Below are 19015 nucleotides of genomic sequence, written 5' to 3' on the forward strand. Positions count from 1 at the left end.
GCTAGGGTGCCAGGCATGTCAGCGACGTTCTCCCTGGCCGCCACCGTCATCGGCGCGCCCGACCCCCGCGGTCTCGCCGAGTTCTACTGCACGCTTCTCGGTTGGGAGGTGTGGGAGTCCGAGCCCGACTGGGTCCGGATCGGGCCACGCAGCGGCACCGGCGGACTGTCGTTCCAGCTCGAGGAGTCGCACGTGCCGCCTGCCTGGCCGGCCGGGCCGGGTGACCAGCAGATGCAGGTGCACCTCGACATCGCCGTCAGCAACCTGGCCTCCGGGGTGGCCGCTGCGCAGGGCCTCGGCGCCTCCCTGGCCGACCAGCAGCCACAGCCCGACGTACGCGTGCTGCTCGACCCCGCCGGGCACCCGTTCTGCCTCTTCGCGCCCAGCGCCACTGGTTGAGCTCAGCGGGCGGTCTCGCGCAGCGTCGAGCCCCGGGCTCCCCGCACGGTGAGCGCGGCGCTGACGAACGCCACCACGCCGAGTACGACGGCCGCCAGGGCGGCAAGGACCACCAGCCGGAGCGGGTCGATGCTCGCGATCAGGGCGGGCGTGCTCAGCGCGTCGACGTAGCCCAGCGTGATGGTGCGCAGCACGACGTACTGCGCGAGCGTGCCGGCCAGGATCCCCGCGACGGCTGCGCCCCCGAGCACCACCACGAACTCGCGGGCAGCGGCCGACATCACCGCGCGCCGGGGCACACCGACCACGCGCAGCGCCGCGGCGTCCCGACGCCGAGCGGGCAGCTGAACGGCGGTCGAAACGACCAGGCCCGCCAGTGCCATCAGCAGCACCAGCGCGGCGACGACGGCGTACAACCGCAGCGCCAGCGCGTAGGCGCCCTGGTCGAGGGTGTGCACCTCCTCGGTCAGCGTCGAGGCCACGGTGAGCCCCTGGTCCGACAGCGCGTCACGGATGGCGGCCGGGGCGCCGTCGCGTACGAGCACGCGCACGTCGTAGAAGTCGTCGTAGATCGCCTCGTCGCTGGTCAGCTGGGTGACATCGACGAGCGCGCCCCCCGGGCCGAGGAAGGGCATGCTCTCGGCGGTGCCGACGGTGACGAGGGGTACGCCACCGAACCCCTCGTCGTAGGAGCGCAGCGCAGCCTCGGTTACGTCGACACCGCGCAGCACCGGACGTGCGGTGGCGACCCCGGCCGTCGCGAGTCGGGCAGCCCGGGCCTCGCCACCGGTGTCGATGTCGAGGGCCAGCGTTGAGCCGGCCCGGACGGTGAGGTCGACGCCGTCGGCCAGCTCGGGTGACGGCACCCAGCCTGCGTCGTCGAGGGCACCGGGCACGACTGCACTGTCGACGGAGAGGTCGGTGACGGTGAGGCTGCCGGACATCTCGATCGCGGTGGCGGCACCGCCGCCGATGGTCGCGCCCACGAGCAGGCAGCCCTGCCTGCACGGGACCCGCTCCGTCATCGTGCTCTCGCCGGCGTCGAACGCCCCGAGGTAGGCACGCCCCGGGACACCGGACCGCTCACCGAGCCGCAGCTCCACCGTCACCGCGGTGCCCAGCTGGTTGTCGACGGTGAGGGACACCTCGCGACCGGTGAGGACGGGTACGCCGCCGGTCGGTCCGATGCTCTTCGCAACATCGGCCGCGTCGCGACCGGGGGTCCAGGACTCGGGCCACTGGGCGACCGCTGCCAGCCGCGGCGCGTCGACCACGGAGAGGCTCAGGCCCGGGGTGGCGACGCTTGCCGCGGCCATGGCCCAGGTGCCACCGGGGTCCACCTCGTGGGTGAGCGCGACGGTGTCGCGGATCGGCAGCGGCGAGGACCACACGTTGTCGGCGGGTGACGCCGTGGCGGCCACCGAGCCCCGCCAGGTCGCGGCGGAGTCGAAGACACCGACCCCGAAGACGGCCACCGCGATGGCGGCGGTCAGCGGCAGGATCACCAGGGTGCCCTCCTGACGGCGCGAGATCGCCCGGGCGGACACGAAGCCGCTCAACGACCTGCTGCCGGACCGGCGCCGCGTCCACCAGCGGGCCACCATCGCGATCAGGTGGGTCGCCCCGAGACCGGCGACCACCGCGAGCAGCACCGGCAGGACCAGGTCGGTCACGTCGGGATCTGCCTGCCCGGCGCCACCCACCAGCTTGCTGATGAGTACGACGCCGGCCAGCGCCACGAGGACCAGCTGGGCGATCAGTCCGCCGCGGCCGGTGGCCTTCGGGCGTCGTACGCCGGTGAGCTGGGAGGCCAGCGAGACCACGAGCACCAGCCGCACGGCCAGCACGCTCACCGCGACGGCGCCGAGCACCACGACGACCCCCGCGACGATGCTCACCCACGGCAGCGGGACCGGCAGACCGGGCACCAGCCAGGCCCGCGCGAGCACCCACGACAGGGCATAGCCGAGCGCGGCACCGATGGGCACGGAGATGGCGACGAGTCCGAGCGGTTCGGCCACGCCCAGCGCCCAGAGCTGTCGCGACCCCAGGCCGCGCAGCGAGGCCAGGGCGAGCTCGGGCACGCGCAGCTCGCAGGCGGCCATCAGCAGCCGCATCAGCAGGGCGAGCGCGACGAGCAGCAGCGACAGCACGGCGGGTGCGATCGACGAGCGGGCGGTGGCCTGCTGGAGCCGCACCTCGCGGTCGATGGCGGGCAGGTCGTTGAGGTCGTTGACGCCCGCCATCTCGCCGCCGGCGACGTCGACCTTCGTCTTCAACGAGACGGCCGCGGAGGTCCGCGCCTGGCGCAGGTCGGCGACGGTCGCGTCGGGAGGTACGACGAGGGGCACGTCGACGAAGGCCGCCCACTGCCGATCCGGGACGGTGTCGAACGTGCCGGGCACGGTCAGGAACGGGGCCGGCCGGCGGGGGCGCACCTTCTCGGTCCGGTTGTCGAACTGCGGCGGAGTGCTCGTCAGCTGCGCCGGGTCGAACCACCAGCCGGTCTGCTCCTCGTCGGGTGCGGTGTAGCTGCCGACCACCGTCATCGACGTGACCGGGCTCGCGACCGGCTCCTCCGCGTCGGGGGACGGCTCGCCCAGGGGCAGCGGCGCCTCCTGGCCGACCTGGATGCCCAGCGTTTCGAGGTCGCTCACGAGCACCAGCACCTCGCCGGGCGCCGCCGGGCAGCGGCCCTCGATGTCGAGGTGCTCGCACTGGCCCGCGCGGGCCGCGAAGTAGAACTCCGAGCCACCCAGACCGGTGTAGCGGCGACTCTCCAGTTGCCCGACCGGCTCGCCGAACGGACCGGGCGTCACGTCGACGGCCGCGGTCTCCGCCAGCTCGAGGGCCTGCGAAGGCACCACGCTCACCCGCTCGGAGTCGAGCCGCCACGACACCCCGGTGAGCTGCGGCGGGGCCGCGTTGAGCCGCGCGACGACGTAGGAGTTGGTCACGGCCTCGGCGAAGATCGGGCCCAGCACGGCAGAGCCGATGGCGAGTGCGGTGAGCAGCACCGACCCCATCGACAACAGGGTGCGCGCCCGCATGCCCCTCAGCACGGTGCCCGCCAGGGTGCTCAAGCGCGCACCGCCCCGGCGCCTGTGCGCAGCATCGCCGGCCGGGTGAGCCGATCGGGTACGTCGCGCGAACGGCCGCCGAGCACGAGCACGGCCACAGCGGCGACGAGGGCCGCTCCGACGAGAAGCCACCACTGCACAGCGGTGTCGACGGGGATGTCGAAGGCGGGTACGGCGACCAGGCGCAGGTGCGCGAGCAGGAACCGGACCGCCACCCACCCACCCAGGAAGACGCCGGCCCCGGTCAGCACCGCCAGCAGGATCAGCTCGAGCCGACCGGCTCGGCGGGCGGTGCCCACGGGCACGCCGATGACGCGGAGGGCAGCGACCTGCGCGCGGTGCTCGCTGCGCTGACGGCCGATCGCGCTGGCCAGTGCGATCAGGGCAACCAGCAGGCAGGCGCCCGCCATCAGCACGTAGACACCGGCCTGCTGCGCGCCCGACCCGTCGTACACCGCCTGTCGGGCCGACTCGGCGGTGCGGGGCCGGGTGCCGGTCTCGTCGAGGAGGGCTGCGAGCATCGAGTCCGGGGTGCCGGGGCCGGCCACGATGCCGACCTCGGCGCCGGTCGCGGTCGGGTCGTCGCCGACGAGGGCGCTGGGCAAGTCGGCGAGCAGCCCGCCGGACGCGACGAAGGGGAGCGCCGCGACGGTGCCGCGCACGTCGAGGGTGCGGTCGCGGCCGCCCGGCGTACGGATCACGTCGCCGGCCTCGGTGCCCGGAGTGACCAGCGCCGGCAGCGCACCGGACCCGGTCTCGGGCACCACCTCGGGGAACCCCCGGCGCATGCCGTGGAACTCGAGACCGTCGGGGCGGTTGACGACGAGCGCCCCGTAGCCCGGTGCCGCCAGGCCGGGAAGGGGGACGTAGGTCTGGTCGAGCAGGTCGTTTTCGCCCAGGCTGAGCTCGGTCACGAGCAGCGACGAGCCCGGGTCGCTGAATGACTCCCAGTCGGCGACGGCCGGCTGGCCGTCGAAGGCGTCGTAGTTGACCCGGAAGAGCGACTCGACGCGGATGCTGCGGATCACACAGGACTGCGTGCAGTCATTGACGGGAACGCCGAGCCGGCCGCCGTCCTGCCCGGCCGGGAAACGGATCTCGGCCTCGGCCGTCGAGGTGGTCGAGCCGTCGGCGACGTAGGCGACACTCACGATGACGCCGTTGGGGTAGTCGGTATCAACCAGGTTGGTCACCCCGACGTCGAGGCTGTCGCCGGTGATCACGCGCGGCTCGAGACCCGTGGCCAGCCCGCCGATCTCGGCCGTGGCACTGCCCGCCGGGGTGCCGTCGAAGTAGTCACCGACGACCGCGTCGTACCTCGCGACGTCGACGAACGCGCGGCGGTCATCGGCCTGCGTCGCCACCGTGTTGGACGTGGTCGCCATCAGGTGCATGCCCTCAGGGTCGAGCGTGCGGCTGACGGAGAGCGCCTCGAGCGCGCCGCCGTCGAGCGGCACGTACTGCGCCCCGCCGACACGGAGCCGGGCACTGTCATCGGCCCAGCTCGCGACGGCCAGCGATCCGGTGAGCGTCAGCGCCGCGAGCACGCTCGCCGCGACGAGCAGCCGCACGGGCGCCGCGGCGTCGGCGGACCTGCCGAGACGTCGTACGGCGAGGAAGGGGGCGATGCCGGACGTGGCCGTGCGTCCGGCCAGCCGCTGGGCCGCGAAGCGGACGAGCCAGCTGGTCAGCAGTCCGGCGGCAAGGGCAACCAGCGCGGGGCCGGCGAGCACCACGGCGTCGGGGTCCTCGGCGCTGCCCGCGCCGGCGCGGTAGGCGGCCACGGCGGCGCCCACGATCACCAGGACGCCGAGGAACACCGCGGTCGTGCCGGCATGGCGAGGTCGTTCGGCGATGCTCACCTGGGCGAACAGCGGCTCGCGCAGGCCACCCACGAAGCCGACGCCGACGGAGACGAGCCCGCCCAGCGCGACCAGCACGGCGACCCCGACGGCGCGACCGTCGAGCGGCTTCGCGGCTTCATCGAGCCACCAGCCGGTCACGACGACCGTCGTCAGGGCACCCACGACGAGCCCGAGCAACAGACCCGTGACGATCGCCAGCAGGGGTTCGGCCAGGAGGGCGAAGGCCAGCCGGATCCCGCGTACGCCGCGGAGCCGGTGCAGCCCGATCTCCTCGCGCCGCCGCGACGCGAGGGCCCGACCGCTCTCGGAGATCGCCACCGCACCCAGGAGGTAGAGGGGCAGCGCCAGCCAGGGCGAGGTGCCGGCCGCGTCGGCGAAGCGGGTGACCGTCACCGCACCGGCCACCACGACCAGCGTCATCGCGACCAGCGACAGCAAGGTCCCGCGGCGCGCCCAGGCGCCGCGGAGCAGGCGGGTCACGTGAGCCGGCCCTCGTCTAGGGCGTAGTGGAGGTCGCAGGTCGCCACGACGGCCGGGTCGTGCGTGGCGACCACGACGACGCTGCCGCGCTCGGCCTCGGCCCGCAGCTCGGCGAGCACGAGCCCGCGGTTGCCCTCGTCGAGCTCACTGGTCGGCTCGTCGGCGAGCAGGATGCCGGCACCGACGACGAAGCCGCGGGCGCAGGCAACGCGCTGCATCTGGCCACCCGACAGCTCTTCGACCTGGCGATCACCGAGGTCGGCGATGTGGAAGCGGGCCAGCGCCGCCTCGGCGTGCTCGTCGGCCTCGGCCGGGTCGACGTTGCGGGCACGCAGCGCGATCGAGACGTTCTCGCGGGCGGACAGGATGGGCACTAGGCCGTAGACCTGCAGCACGAACGCCACGTCGCGGCGCGGGTCACCGGTGCCCTGCCACATCGAGGCGCCGTCGTACGACGTGGTGCCGACGGTCGGCTCGAGGAGACCACCCGCGATCGAGAGCAGGGTGGTCTTGCCGGAGCCGGACGGGCCGGACAGCGCGGTCAGGGCGCCGGCCGGGAAGGTCAACGACACGTCGTCGAGCAACGTCCGGCCGACGGCGTAGGTGATGCCCGCGGCGACGAGGTCGGTCACTGGCTCTCCTCGTCGGCCCGCGAGATGACCAGCCGGCCGGTGCCTTCGTCCTCGATGCGCACGAGCGTGCCGGGCGGCCACTCGGTGGAGAGGTGGCCGGGCAGGTGCAGGTCGCCGTCGGCGCCGATGACGACGTACTCGGAGCCGTCGCGACCCTCGGCCCCGACCCGGCCGCCCTTCATGGTGACCGTCCGCGGGAACGTCGCGGCCACCTCGGGCTGGTGGGTCACCACGACGATGGTGGTGCCGAAGTCGTCGCCGACGGAGTGGATCAAGTGCAGCACGTGGTCGCGGTCCTTGTGGCTGAGCTGGCTGGTGGGCTCGTCGGCGAGCAGCAGCTCGGGCCCGGTCGACACCGCACAGGCCAGGGCGAGCCGCTGCCGCTGGCCACCGGACATCGTCGAGACGGTCTGGTCGGCCTGCTCGTCGAGGCCGACGCGACCGAGCAGTTCGCGCTCGAGCATCGCGTCGCGGCGGTCGGCCGACGAGAGCGCCAGCCGCGCGAAGCCGATGTTCTGCCGGGCAGTCGCATACGGCAGCAGGTTGCGGATCGCGCCCTGCAGCATCGTCGAGACGCTGCGCGAGCGGATGCGGGCGAGATAGCGCTCGCCCATCCGCGAGATCTCCTCGTCACCGAGGAAGATCCGGCCGGCGCTGGGACGCTGGATGCCGCCGAGCAGCTGAAGAAGAGTCGACTTGCCCGAGCCGCTGGGGCCGAGGAACGCCACCCGCTCGCCCGCCGCGATCTCGAGGTCGACGCCACGCAGGGCGACGACATCGTGGCCCTCGAAGGTCCGATAGAGATGTACGACGCCCTGGCACCGCACGCCGATCCCCCGTGCCCGGGCGTCCCGCTCCCGAAACTCGACTGCTCCTGCTGACACCCCGTTGTCCCCTTTCGAACCTCGCGCAAGCTCTCAGGCAACCTACCCACGTCTCGGGCCCTGACCAGACCGCGACGCCGGGTGTTACCCAACCGTGGCGTACCAGCAGGTAACTGCAAGCGGCCTCGGTCGTTGTGCCCCACGAACTGGGAGGTTCCATGCGCCGTCTGCTGCCCGTCACCCTGTCGCTGGCCGGTCTCGTCCTGTCCACGCTCGCCGCTGCCCCACTGGCATCTGCATCCGCTGACCCCGGTCGACCGAAGGTCAGGAAGCACGCGCTCAAGATCAGCGTGCTCTCCAACCGCGCCGACCTGGTCTCCGGCGGCGACGCGCTCGTCACGATCAAGCTGCCCAAGAAGGTGCGCGCCGAGCAGGTGAAGGTCCACCTCGACGGTCGCAACGTGACGCGGCAGTTCAAGTTGCGCGCCGACGGCCGCTTCACCGCCCAGCTCACCGGTCTCGACGTCGGCACCAACCAGCTGGTCGCCAAGGCCCGGTCACACGACAAGTTGTACGTCGGCAGGCAGCGCATCACCAATCACCCGGCCGGCGGCCCGCTCTTCTCCGGACCGCAGTGGGTGCCGTACTCCTGTCAGGCGAGCGCGCTGGACGCGCAGTGCAACGAGCCCGCGGCGTACACGTTCCTCTACAAGTCGACCAACCCCACCAAGACCGGGCTCCTGCCCTACGACCCGGCCAACCCGCCGAACGACGTGGCCACGACGAAGACCGATCAGGGCGTGACCGTGCCGTTCGTCGTACGCCGTGAGGACGGGTTCCAGGACCGCGACCGCTACTCGATCCTGACCCTCTTCCGCCCCGGCCGGGCGTGGAAGCCGTGGCGCGCGCAGAAGCAGTGGAACCACAAGGTGCTGGCCACCCACGGCGGCGGCTGTGGCGCGGGCTACGCCCCCGGCACGCCCCGCACGGAGGACTTCGCCGGCACGATCCCGGTGCTGCCGGGTGTCGAGAGCAGCTACGTCGGCGCGCTGGGCAAGGGATTCGCGGTCGTGTCGACGGCGCTAAACAACACCGGACACAACTGCAGCGTCGCCGCCGAGGCGGAGTCGATGCTGATGGTCAAGGAGCGCCTCGTCGAGCAGTACGGCGAGATCCGCTACCTGATCGGCACCGGCTGCTCGGGCGGCTCGATCGCCCAGCACACCATCGCCAACGCCTACCCCGGCATCTACCAGGGCCTGGTCACCACGTGCTCCTACCCCGACACCCTGACGGCGGGCGCGCAGTTCGCCGACTACCACCTGATGCGGCTCTACTTCGAGAACCCGGCGCGCTGGGCGCCCGGGGTCGTGTGGACGCCGACGCAGATGGCCGCCGTCGAGGGGCACATCGCCCCTCTCAACGCAGTCGTCGCCGACGAGGGCCTCTTCAAGTCGGCGATCAACCCGGAGAACCCTTGCGACGGGGTGGCCGAGCCTGTTGCCGGCAACCCGTCGACGCGCTTCGACTCCGACACCAACCCCGGCGGCGTGCGCTGCTCGATCCTCGACATCATGGTCAGCCTGCTCGGCCGTCGTCCCGCTTCCGACTGGACGTCGTGGGAGAAGGCCGCGGGCCAGGGCTTCGCGGGTGTGCCGTTCAGCAACAGCGGCGTGCAGTACGGCCTGAACCAGCTGAAGCAGGGCACCATCACGCCCGAGATGTTCGTCGACCTCAACGAGAAGCTCGGTGGTCTCGACCTCAACGCCGACCCGGTGCCGGCGCGCATCGCGGGCGATGACCTGGCGATCACCAACGTCTACCGCACCGGCCTGGTCAACGAGGCCAACCACCTCGACGAGGTGGCGATGATCAACCACGGCGGACCCGACCCCGGAATCGCGCACGACTACGCCCACGCGTTCTGGACCCAGGAGCGGCTGCTGCGCGACCAGGGCCACACCAATAACCGGGTGATGTGGTTCGGCGCCGCGCCGCTGATCGGTGACCCGCGCTGGGCCACCGAGGGCTTCAACGAGATGGACCGCTGGCTCAGCGCCGTCGAGAAGGACAGGACGCCCGGCTCGCTCGCCACCAAGATCGTGCGCGACAAGCCGGCCGACCTGACCGACCGCTGCGCCAACGCGCCCGGCCTCGAGCTGCTGCCCGCGCCCGGTGGCGGCATGGCCTGCCAGACGCCGGCCGCGCAGACCCTGCAGACCCGGCTGAGCACGCCCCGCGAGCAGGCCGGCGACGACGTCGCCAACGACCGGGTCGCCTGCCAGCTGCGGCCGATCGCCCGGGCCGACTACTCGTTCATGTTGCTGCCGTTCAGCGACACCCAGTGGACCCGGCTCCAGAACATCTTCGACCGCGGCGTCTGCGACTGGTCGAAGCCCGGTCGCGGCCAGGGTCCCGCAGAGACGTGGCTGACCTACGGCACCGACCCCGGCAACGTCGTGTACGGCGGCCGCAACCTGCCTTCTCCCCCGGCCCGCTCGGGTGCCGGCCAGATGGGTGCGCCCTTCCGGGAGCTCTGGAGCAAGTAGTCGCCGGGGGCTCAGTCGGTCAGCTTGTCCAACCGAGCACGGAGCCGGTCGGTGCGGTGCGCGTTGCCGTGCAACGCGACGTACGCGTCGGCGTAGCTGGCCAGCAGGGCGTCGTCGAGACGGCGTACGGCGCCGGTCGGGCTCTTGTAGCCCATCCGGCGGTCGAGGTCGGCGGAGTCGACGCCGCGCACCACCTCGGCGAGCTCTTCGAGCGAGGTGATGCCGAGCTCGAGCAGCAGCCCCGAGATCCAGGCGTAGTGGCTCTCGCGTGACCAACCGGCGTCGGCGTACTGCCCGGCCAGGAACGCCGCGAGCTCCTGGGCGTCGATGCGCGGGTCGTCGTCGCGGGCCTGTTCGCGGACGGCGTCGGCGTCACCGCGGAGCCGGTCGCGGATCGTGGAGAACTCGCGGTCGGCCAGCTCCAGCAGGCCGGCGGCAAGCGTGAAACGCCGGTCGAACTCTGCCCGCTGCACCGCCGGGATGCTGCCCTTGTAACGGATGTCGTGCTCGAACTCCGCCCACGCGTGCTGCAGGACCGTGCGGATCTGCACCTGCGCCCGCTGCCCCACGAGGTCGGGGTGCGCCTCCGCGGCCTCGGCGTCCTCGGGACCGAGCTCGATCAGCAGGTGCCGGCTGGCATAGCCGAAGCGGCCCTCGCTCGCGGTCTCGCGACCCATGTCGCGGTCGTCGAGCACGACGGCCTCGTTGCCGAGCAGCTCGGCCACCGCCTCCACATCGCTGTGCACGTAGGTGATGACGCGCACGCCGATGACGTCGGTGATGTCGCTGACCGGGTCGGCGAACGCACGCTCGCCGTCGACCACACGCGCAGCCTTGGCCGCGAACGACGCAACGCTCTTGGCCCGGCCGGTGACGGTCAGGTAGTTGATGCCGGCCTCATCGAGCACGGTGGTGACCAGCGCCGTGGCCTGCGTCGCCGCGTTGCGCAGGGCGGGTTGGCGGGCGGCGTACGTGCGGACTGCGGCGGCAACCGGGTCCTCCACCTGCCGCGGAGGGCGCGGGCTCGGCACCTGCCCGTCGGGGAGGCTAGGGGTGACGATGTAGCCCGTCTTGAAGTCGCCGTACGTCGTCGTGTCGGCGAGGCGCCGCTGCCGGAACAGCGCGACGTAGGCGCACACGACGGCGTCGACCTGGTCCTCGGATCGCCGCAGGTCGGCCTTGCGCTCGGCGGCTTCGATGTCGCCGACGAGCCGGCGCCAGGCGTCCTGGTCGGCGAGATGGAGGGCCGGCTCGGCCGTGGCGAGGCCTTCGAGCAGCCCGGTCAGGGTGAGCAGCTCGGCGCGCATCGAGACCACCGAGCGACCCGGCTTGGCCTTGTACTTGAGCGTGCGGCCGAGCCCGAACAGCGCGACCATCGCCGGGTGGGGGTAGACCTCGATCGCCCGTCGCGGCCCCCGCGAGTCGGGGTCGATGTCGAGGCCGAGCCGGGCGCTGAGCCGGGCGCCACGCGGCACGTCGGCGAACTCCGGCTTGCCCGTGTTGGAAGGGTGCGCGCCCGCGTCGTACCTCGCGAAGTCCTTGTTGAGCGCGCGCTCCGCCGGCCGGTTGCCCGTGGGGTTGGTGACGACGAGCGGCGCATCGATCGCGACCAGGCAGTCGGCCGCGATGTACGGCGCGATGCTGGCGCCGATCTCCTGGTCGGTGCGCACCGCGTCGATGTGGACCAGGTGCCCGCGGCCGTCGAGGACGGCCACGCCTGTGGGCTTCTTGTCTCCCCACGCGAGGTCGAGTCCGACGAAGTACATGCGCGCAGCCTCCCACGCCGACCCCGGCAGGTTGAGTTGCGAGAGCAGCGAGCCTCGAAACCAAGGACTCGGCCCCGTCGCCGTACCATCGGGCGGTGAATCCTGCTGACCGCATCGACCCGGCGGACCTCGCCACGACGGTCCGGGTGCTGGAGACGCTCCACGAGCTCCCCGACGACCACCCCGACATCAAGGCGGTCAAGCACGCGGCGTCACACATGTACAAGGCGCTCAAGCGCGAGCGGCGCACCCGCAAGCGCGAGTCCGAGCTGGCCCACGACCGCGCGATCACCGAGCTGACGGCGACCGGTTCGCCGATCCGCATCGACGACGAGACCGCCGGCATCGCGCTGGTGTCGACTGCGTCCGGCGCCTTCGCGGGCGAGCTGATCAACCCGCGAGGCTGCTACATCTGCAAGAACGACTTCACCCTCGTCGACGCGTTCTACCACTGGCTCTGCCCCGAGTGCGCCGCCATGTCGCACGCCAAACGCGACCAGCGCACCGACCTTTCCGGGCGCCGTGCACTGCTGACCGGTGGCCGCGCCAAGATCGGCATGTACATCGCCCTGCGGCTACTCCGCGACGGCGCGCACACGACGATCACGACGCGCTTCCCGAAGGACGCCGTACGCCGCTTCTCGTCCCTGCCCGACAGCGCCGAATGGTTGCACCGGCTCAAGGTGGTCGGCATCGACCTGCGCGACCCGACCCAGGTCGTCTCGCTCGCCGACGAGGTCGCCGCGGCCGGCCCGCTGGACATCCTGATCAACAACGCGTGCCAGACCGTCCGTCGTACGCCGGGTGCCTACGCGCCGCTCGTCGACGCCGAACACACGCCGCTGCCTTCGGGGATCGACCTGCCGGAGATGCTGACCTTCGACCGCATCTCCGAGGCCCACCCGGCGTCGATCGCGGGCGCCCTGGCATCGGACCCGGTGGCCCACCACGAGGGCGAGTCCCTGGAGCACGCGCGGGCCGCGCACTCGGCAGCCGCGATGACCGCGCTGGCTCTCAAGGCCGGGCACGCCTCGCTCGACGCGCACATCGCGGGCACCGCCGTCGATGCGGGCGGCCTGCTGCCCGACCTCCAGACCAACAACTCGTGGACCCAGACCGTCGACGAGGTCGACCCGCTGGAGCTCCTCGAGGTGCAGCTCTGCAACTCGATCGCGCCGTTCCTGCTGATCTCGCGGCTGCGCCCGGCCATGGCCGCGGCCGCTGCCCCGCGCAAGTACGTCGTCAACGTCTCGGCGATGGAGGGCCAGTTCTCCCGCCGCTACAAGGGCGCCGGCCACCCGCACACCAACATGGCCAAGGCCGCGCTGAACATGCTGACCCGCACGTCGGCGCAGGAGATGTTCGAGACCGACCAGATCCTGATGACCGCCGTCGACACCGGCTGGATCACCGACGAGCGCCCGCACCAGGACAAGCTCCGCATCGCCGCCGAGGGCTGGCACGCCCCGCTCGACCTGGTCGACGGCGCCGCCCGGGTCTACGACCCGATCGTCCTCGGCGAGCGCGGCCAGGATCTGTTCGGCTGCTTCGTGAAGGACTACCGCCCCAGTCCCTGGTAGCCGCGTCGTGGATGTCCGGATCGCGTGGCATCGGTCAGCCCCCGCCGAAGAGCAGACCCAGGAGGTACGTCGCCCCGGCCGCGCCGATGCCGATGGCGAGCTGGCGGAGCGCGCGCCGGAGCGGGGGTCCGCCCGAGAGGAGTCCCACGATGGCACCGGTCGTGAGCAGCGCCATCCCGACGAGCAGGACCGAGTCTGGCCAGACACCGGTCCTAGGGGAATCGTCTAGTAGCCCACAAAGACGCAGTGGACTTTGACAATCTTGAGCCTGCGAAGAGGGTCCGCGTGCAGGAGCGTACGCCGCTGTGCGACCCCGAGACCGGAAGCTTGCCAGGCACCGGCATCCGACTAGGGAACGACGACTAGGCCCGTGAAGGTCTCCTGACCTTTCGATGAACCTGCCCTCTCGAACCGCACAATCATCTGACCATCCCCGCTGATCCCCGCGAAGCGGCCGCTGCCATCCAGGATCTTCCAGTCGCTGGTCTGAACCGAGTTATTCATTTGGTCCGGACCCGGCCCGAAGCCGATCCTCAGTTGGCCGTCGGGGCAGTGGAACACATTGATGGCCGGAAAGCCGATCTCGGGGGTCCCGTGTTCATGGCGGACGGTTCCGTCGGGGCAGAAGGGCGAATCACCGATGACGGATCCGGGGAGAACCTTGCCTGCAACCACTTTGACCTGCGTTTTGATCAGGATCGGCTCGCGGTCCCCTTCGGGGGGCGTAGTGAGGTGGGTATCGGCGCTCGGGGTGACAGTTCTTCCGGCCCCGCCCCCGCCCTCGTCCCCACCGTCATCGCCGCAGCCGGTGAGACCGGTTGCCGTGATCGTCAGGGCAACTGTGAGCCATCGACGCTGGCGCCAGATCTTTCGTTCGGACCGACCCCGCATCCCGAACGTGCCGCTGAACCTAGAGATCATCGTTCCTCCCGGTCGCTTGATGGCGTCCTGAGCAGTCAGACGTGAAGCGGGGCGCGGATGGATCGCGATGTGGCGTTCGCTCGTTGTGAAGTATGGGGCATCCGCGCCGAAGCAGACCACGGTCTTTATACCTAATCCAGCCGCGTCCGCTCGGGGCTGGCAGACCGAGGCCAGCGCGGCGCGTCTATCCGCCGCCTGTCGGCGCTCGGAATTGACCCGACCCGTCGATGAGCGAGCGCCCTGACGCTGCGAGCAATCCCATTGCGCGCGTCAGGAGCGTCAGCAACGCTCGACCCATGGAGTTCTTCTGCTACCACCGCGATCGCCCCGGATCCACGCCGCTGCGGAGCCAGATGGTGGAGCAGCATTGGTCGTACATGGATCAGTTCGCCGCGACGATGATCGCCCGCGGCCCAACCTTCACCAGCGACGGAACTCTGACTGGCAGCGTGCACATTCTCGATCTGCCAGATCCCACCGCTGCCCGCACCTTTGCCTTCGAGGAGCCCGGTTACCAGGCTGGCGCCTACCGTGACGTGCTGCTTCGTCGGTGGCACAACTCCCTGGCTCAAACGATGTGGGACTTCACTGGTGGCCGGCCTGACAACAACCGCTATCTCGTCCTCGGATTCACCTTGGTACCAGCAGCGGACGCCGCCGAACTACCGCTCCGCGACGAGCTGATTGCCAGTGGGCCGCTCTTGTCCGACGACGGTTCCTTGATGCTCGGGGCGGCAGTTCTGTTGGAGGCGCCCGACGCAGACCGCGCACGGGGTGTCCTATCCGCTGACCGATACACCGGAATCGAGGTGCATCAGTGGCGATTCGGTGGGCGACCGAACTGAGACAGACGGCCAAATCATGCCTCGCTGATCGCGAAGTGGGGCGTTCAGATCAGCCGAGGCTTCGCGGCAGGTGAAGGCGTGATCCGCGTGGGGGCAGTTCCAGTACACGCGTCACTTCGCCGCGTAAGCACCCATATCTGCGAACCGCGGGCTCTTGGCCAGCGGCGAGTGCTACCCCGCAAGCAGGACGAGTGCGAGCGTGGCGAGCCTCGTCGAGGACGTCGTTCGCCTGCCGCTCCTCGCGTGTGATCCATTCGTAAGCGGAGGCGTTGAAAGCGCCGGCAAGGCACATGGTCGTGGACCTGAAGTCGTGGTCGGTGATTTCGCCCCGTGCGAACGCAGGTCGGGATGTTGACTCGATGAAGGCGACTAGGGAGTCGGTTGACGAATCCCTGCCCATCAACAATAGTTAGACGTGTGCCTAAGTATTACGACGAGCTCGATTCCGTGCTCCGCGCTCTCGCGGATCCGACGCGCCGGGCCGTCGTGGAACGGTTGGCGCAGTCCCCAGCCGTCGTGTCCGAACTCGCGGCACCGTTCTCGATGGCGTTGCCCTCGCTCATGCAGCACCTGCGCGTCCTCGAGAACGCGGGACTGGTCACGTCGCAGAAGCACGGACGCGTCCGCACCGTGACCCTGCGACCGGGCGCCCTCGACGTCCTACACCTGTGGCTCGGCGAGCAACGAACCCACGCAGAACGCCAAGCCGACCGGCTCGGCATCCACCTGACCCGCACCCACCCGAAGGAAACCTGACATGACCCGCGTTCGCATCGACCTGTTCGCCTCACTGGACGGCTACACCTCGACGACCGACCACGCCCCCGAGAATCCGATGGGTGAGGACTGGGGGCGCCTCACGGCGGCCTACGCCGCGACCCGCACGTTCCACGAGCGCGTCCTCGGCGACACCAGCGGCACCGGCACGACCGGCATCGACGACTCCCACACCGCCGCGCACTTCGAGGGCATCGGCGCCGAGATCATGGGCGCGGCCATGTTCGGCCTGCACACGTTCCCCGACGATCCGGACTGGAAGGGATGGTGGGGTGACCAGCCGCCGTTCGGCAGCCCGGTCTACGTCCTCACCCACACCGCACCGCGTCCGTCGATCCCGATGCAGGGCGGAACGACGTTCCACTTCCGCAGCACCGCAATCGAGGACGTGCTCGCCGAGGCGACCGAGGCCGCCGGCGGCCTGGACGTGCGCGTCGGCGGTGGCGTCAGCACCGCGCGCGACTTCCTGCGCGCCGGCCTGGTCGACGACCTGCACGTCATGATCGCCCCGATCCTGCTCGGCCGGGGCACTCGACTGTGGGACGACCTGCGTGGCCTCGAACTCACCCACAAGGTGACGACCGAAGTGGCCGAGAGCGGCACGACCCACGTCACCTTCACGCGATAGGACCTACACATGACGACCGAACGCCGCCTCGCCCGCGCCGGGTTCACCCTGACCCGCGACTACCCCGTTCCCCCCGACCGCGTCTGGGCCGCGTTCGCCGAGGAGGACCAGAAGCTGGACTGGTTCGGCGCCGGCGACACCTTTGAGCCCGGCGAGTGGGCGTTCGACTTCCGCGTCGGCGGACGCGACGTCGCCGAGGGCACGTTTCACGACGGTCCGGTCTCGCGGTACGAGGCCACCTACACCGACATAGTCGAGCACGTCCGCATCGTCACGACCTACGACATGTGGCTCGACGGGATCCACATGTCGACGTCGGTGGCGTCGCTCGAGTTCGAGCCGATCGACGAGGGCACCCGGTTCACGCACGTCGAGCACGGCGTCTTCCTCGACCAGTTCTGGGCCGACGGCCCGAACCGCGAGGAAGGCAGCCGGGGCCTGCTCGAGGCTCTGGGCAACTACCTCGCGTAACCCTCCTCCCGCGATTTGACGGTGACTGAGCAACCAGTCCGAGCCGATTTCTCGGCCCATGTGGTTGCTTGGCACCGCTCAACCTCACTTGACCCGAATCTCAGAGGAGTCAAGGCATTAACGCCTGCTCGGTCATCGGCCGCCTGAGCGCCTGCGTCATTCCGCCGCGATTACTCGTGCCGCGCACGTCCGGGTATCACAAGTCCGAGCGCACTCGGTCGCCGCTGCGCTGCTGCACGTCGCAGAAGGTGGCTGATCACCCATGTCGCAGCCCTATCCTCTGTTCGTGCACCGACCATGGCTCGACTGGGACCGCCGCCCCTTTCTGTGGACTGGACTTTCAGCGTTCGTGACGCTGTTCCTGTTGCGGTTAGTCCTGCTCCGGCTGACCGAATCGCGTGCGATGGAGCTGGTCATTCAAGGGGCGGCCATTGTGGCAGCGCTGCTCCTCTTGTACGTCACCTTTACATGGGCCGCCGAGCACGATCGTCGCCACCCACGTGAGTGAACTCCGCTGAAATGAGAGAGGGATGGAGTCGCTCCCGGCCGGAGACGCTCGCAACGCGACACTGCGTCACTCCACCGCTTGTGGTGAGTCCCGATTTGCCGGGATCTGCTGTGGCGTCAGCACAGAGACGTCGAGGTCGGTCGCACATGGTGAAGATCGGTTTAGGCCTCTCTCGGTCGACGGGTCAGGACACGAAGACCGACGAGAGTGTGACGACAATCGCTCCCAAGCCAAGGAGTGACGGTGGGCCAGCCCACCATGCGATGCGTCGCTGCTCGCGCATGTTGGCTCCCGCGGACTCCAGATCGGATCTCCAAAAGGTGTACCCAGCGGGGTCGAGAGGTGCCGTGGCAAACACGAAGGGCGCGTAGGCAAGCATTGCCGGAACTGCGACGGATAGTCCCCAAGACGGGTCGGGGAAATACGCCGACAAGATGCTGCTCAGCCACGCGATAACGCTGTAGCCGGCAAGGGCTGCCGTAGACATGATGAGTGAGCAGGGACCTGCCGCATAGCCCCAATCGTTTGTCCGAGACAACCACCACGTTGCCAGTCGCTTGTGCGAGTCGTACCAATGGTCGAGGCACATGGCCCAGGCGAAGAGGCATCCCACGGCGACCGCCACGGCCCACCACCCGTCGATCACCGAAGGCCGCAGTTCGTCTGCGTGGCGTGGCTCATGGTCGAGAATGGTAGAGGGCACCAGTCCGAGCGGTCTCCCGCACCGGCTCGTCGAGGCTTTGTCAGATCGGATTGATGTGCCAGGCGCCCGAACACCCTGGATTTTGCGTCTTACCACCGCCAATGACCCACGGTCCGCGCAGACCTTCAGAGCTGCGAGCTGACCAGCGCGGCGAACCGAGCGGCGTTGGCAGGGTCCACGCCCAGATACAGCCCGGGCTCGATCAGTTCGAGTTCGCTGACGGTCCAGACGTCGTTCCAGATCATCATGTCGACCCGGGCGTAGGCGAGCCTGGAGTCGAGGAGCCGCTCCGCGGACCTCACGGCCCGCTCCGCCAGTTCGGTGGTGTCGGCGCTCAGCGGGACGGGGCGCGAGCTGCCGCCGTACAGCTCGTGGACGCGCACCTCCTCGACGCCGGGACGCTTGTGGACCTGCGAGACCGCCCGGCCGGCGAAGACGTAGACCGACATCTCGCCCGTGGTCCGCACCGAGGGGACCAGGGGCTGCACGACCCAGGGCCCGGTGACCAGGCCCTGCAACCGGGGATCGAGGGTCTCCTCCACGACCACCAGTCCGACGCCGCTCGCGCCGATCCGGGGCTTGACCACGATCGCGCCGAACTCCTCGAGGCAGTCAGCCAGGCCGCTGACGAGAGATGACTCATCCATCAAGCGGGTGGGCACGACGGGAATGTGGTCGCCCAGCTCGATGAGGTAGGCCTTGTCGGCGTTCCAGGCGAAGACGGCGGCACCGTTCAGCAAGGGCGAGATCCGCTCGACCCGCTGCGCCCAGGCCAGGAACTCGGGGACCCGGCGGTGGTAGTCCCAGGTCGAACGGACCACAACGAGGTCGGCGACCCAGTCGACATCCTCGCCGTCCCAGACCTTCCAGCGCGCATCGATGCCGGCGTCGTCCAGCGGCCCGATCAGGTCGCCGCCGAGCTCACCATCCGGCAGGAGCGCCGCCGTCACGAGTACCACCGAAGGTCGGGCCATGAGCGCAGTAGAT

The 19015-nt window shown here is 70.4% G+C and carries 16 protein-coding genes; 8 read left to right on the forward strand and 8 right to left on the reverse strand.

Going from position 1 to position 19015, the window contains the following annotated elements:
• Positions 1-15 precede the first annotated feature (15 nt).
• Entirely contained in the window at positions 16-399 is a 384-nt protein-coding gene (locus tag H4Q84_RS12690) for a VOC family protein (RefSeq protein ID WP_248579462.1), read from the forward strand.
• 2 nt (positions 400-401) lie between these two features.
• Here the strand turns inward: H4Q84_RS12690 and H4Q84_RS12695 are convergent, their stop codons facing one another.
• From H4Q84_RS12695 to H4Q84_RS12710, 4 genes are read right to left on the reverse strand one after another with little or no spacing between them, the layout of a single operon-like run.
• Positions 402-3482, reverse strand: coding sequence for an FtsX-like permease family protein (locus tag H4Q84_RS12695; protein WP_248579463.1), 3081 nt, complete (start codon positions 3480-3482; stop codon positions 402-404).
• The gene (locus tag H4Q84_RS12700; protein WP_248579464.1) at positions 3479-5824 is read right to left on the reverse strand and encodes a hypothetical protein; all 2346 of its coding nucleotides are present in this window, start codon (positions 5822-5824) and stop codon (positions 3479-3481) included. The genes H4Q84_RS12695 and H4Q84_RS12700 overlap by 4 nt, the downstream gene beginning before the upstream one ends.
• Entirely contained in the window at positions 5821-6456 is a 636-nt protein-coding gene (locus H4Q84_RS12705; protein WP_248579465.1) for an ABC transporter ATP-binding protein, read from the reverse strand. Before H4Q84_RS12705 ends, H4Q84_RS12700 begins: the two co-directional genes overlap by 4 nt.
• Positions 6453-7340, reverse strand: coding sequence for an ATP-binding cassette domain-containing protein (locus tag H4Q84_RS12710; protein WP_248579466.1), 888 nt, complete (start codon positions 7338-7340; stop codon positions 6453-6455). The genes H4Q84_RS12705 and H4Q84_RS12710 overlap by 4 nt, the downstream gene beginning before the upstream one ends.
• 158 nt (positions 7341-7498) lie before the next feature.
• Here H4Q84_RS12710 and H4Q84_RS12715 point away from each other — a divergent pair, with 158 nt between their 5' ends.
• Complete coding sequence (locus H4Q84_RS12715; RefSeq protein ID WP_248579467.1) at positions 7499-9829, forward strand: DUF6351 family protein; 2331 nt, start codon at positions 7499-7501, stop codon at positions 9827-9829.
• 11 nt (positions 9830-9840) lie between these two features.
• Here the strand turns inward: H4Q84_RS12715 and H4Q84_RS12720 are convergent, their stop codons facing one another.
• Positions 9841-11595: a DUF429 domain-containing protein gene (locus H4Q84_RS12720; RefSeq protein ID WP_248579468.1), complete on the reverse strand. Its 1755-nt coding sequence runs from the start codon at positions 11593-11595 to the stop codon at positions 9841-9843.
• A gap of 95 nt (positions 11596-11690) precedes the next feature.
• On the opposite strand from H4Q84_RS12720, the gene H4Q84_RS12725 reads away from it, so the two are divergent.
• Positions 11691-13175: an SDR family NAD(P)-dependent oxidoreductase gene (locus H4Q84_RS12725; protein WP_248579469.1), complete on the forward strand. Its 1485-nt coding sequence runs from the start codon at positions 11691-11693 to the stop codon at positions 13173-13175.
• A 34-nt stretch (positions 13176-13209) separates the two neighbouring features.
• Here H4Q84_RS12725 and H4Q84_RS23325 read toward each other — a convergent pair whose 3' ends face one another.
• Entirely contained in the window at positions 13210-13569 is a 360-nt protein-coding gene (locus H4Q84_RS23325) for a VIT1/CCC1 transporter family protein (RefSeq protein ID WP_349238427.1), read from the reverse strand.
• Positions 13524-14216 carry a hypothetical protein gene (locus H4Q84_RS12735; RefSeq protein WP_248579471.1) on the reverse strand — a complete coding sequence of 231 codons (693 nt, stop codon included), beginning with the start codon at positions 14214-14216 and terminating at the stop codon, positions 13524-13526. Before H4Q84_RS12735 ends, H4Q84_RS23325 begins: the two co-directional genes overlap by 46 nt.
• 176 nt (positions 14217-14392) lie before the next feature.
• Here H4Q84_RS12735 and H4Q84_RS12740 point away from each other — a divergent pair, with 176 nt between their 5' ends.
• From H4Q84_RS12740 to H4Q84_RS12760, 5 genes are all read left to right on the forward strand, one after another.
• Positions 14393-14941, forward strand: coding sequence for a YciI family protein (locus H4Q84_RS12740; protein WP_248579472.1), 549 nt, complete (start codon positions 14393-14395; stop codon positions 14939-14941).
• 417 nt (positions 14942-15358) lie between these two features.
• On the forward strand, positions 15359-15697 hold the full coding sequence (locus H4Q84_RS12745; protein WP_248579473.1) for a metalloregulator ArsR/SmtB family transcription factor: 339 nt from the start codon (positions 15359-15361) through the stop codon (positions 15695-15697).
• Between the two features lies 1 nt (position 15698).
• Entirely contained in the window at positions 15699-16346 is a 648-nt protein-coding gene (locus H4Q84_RS12750) for a dihydrofolate reductase family protein (RefSeq protein ID WP_248579474.1), read from the forward strand.
• 9 nt (positions 16347-16355) lie between these two features.
• Positions 16356-16817, forward strand: a complete 462-nt coding sequence (locus H4Q84_RS12755; protein ID WP_248579475.1) for an SRPBCC domain-containing protein — start codon at positions 16356-16358, stop codon at positions 16815-16817.
• Between the two features lie 262 nt (positions 16818-17079).
• Positions 17080-17325 carry a hypothetical protein gene (locus H4Q84_RS12760; protein ID WP_248579476.1) on the forward strand — a complete coding sequence of 82 codons (246 nt, stop codon included), beginning with the start codon at positions 17080-17082 and terminating at the stop codon, positions 17323-17325.
• An 828-nt stretch (positions 17326-18153) separates the two neighbouring features.
• Here the strand turns inward: H4Q84_RS12760 and H4Q84_RS12765 are convergent.
• Complete coding sequence (locus tag H4Q84_RS12765) at positions 18154-19002, reverse strand: hypothetical protein (protein ID WP_248579477.1); 849 nt, start codon at positions 19000-19002, stop codon at positions 18154-18156.
• Between the last annotated feature and the right edge of the window lie 13 nt (positions 19003-19015).

Source organism: Nocardioides sp. InS609-2 (assembly GCF_023208195.1).
Taxonomy (GTDB): domain Bacteria; phylum Actinomycetota; class Actinomycetes; order Propionibacteriales; family Nocardioidaceae; genus Nocardioides.